This is a genomic window from uncultured Duncaniella sp. (genome assembly GCF_910578445.1).
Classification (GTDB): Bacteria; Bacteroidota; Bacteroidia; order Bacteroidales; family Muribaculaceae; genus Duncaniella.
Window position 1 is genome coordinate 1 of the sequence record NZ_CAJTQC010000075.1, and the last position, 649, is coordinate 649.

1 protein-coding gene is annotated in these 649 nt (G+C 44.2%); it reads right to left on the reverse strand.

What is annotated here, in order from left to right:
- Positions 1-502, reverse strand: a 502-nt coding sequence (locus QZ311_RS12380) for a helix-turn-helix domain-containing protein (protein WP_297068535.1), incomplete at its 3' end; no start/stop codon positions are given.
- Positions 503-649 lie beyond the last annotated feature (147 nt).

Here is a 649-nt window from a genome sequence, read left to right on the forward strand (position 1 = left end):
GAATGGTCTTCGGAACATTGTTCTCGGCAACGACCTTATATATCCACGAATCCTTTACGCCATACTTCTCCCGAATGTCGGCACGGGTATAGAAATCAGAGATTGATTTGGACTTTTTCTCAGCTGACTCTGTCTGCTCCGTTTCTTTCGGTGTGAGAAAATCAAACATAGCCTGAATGTCGGCTTTACTGATGAGAGTCTTTCTTCCGATTCTCGTCACTTTGATTTTACCTCGATTGATATTGTCATAAATATATGTCCGGCACACACCGAGGTATTGTGCCGTTTCAGTAGGTGTCAAGAAATCCTTATCTCTACTTTTTCGGTCTGGATTACATTGGATGGTCTCCTGATTGGAAAGAGCCATCTTCTTTTGTCTCATGCGTTCCTTGTATGAATGCTCAGCGCATCGCTTCGAGCAGAAACGTGTAACCGTTGTTTGAGCCATAAAACGGTTGCCACACCACTCACAGATTCTTTCAATTTTAATGTTGCTACTCATTTCGTTGGTGTTAATTTCTCCTTAGTTTGTTCGTGCGCGTCCGTTGACGTCCGTCTACGTCCGCAAACCTCCACCACCTTGCTGACGCTTGGGGTGAAATGAGTCGCTGTCGTACAAAATCCGTACAAAATAGTGCATAAAAACGCC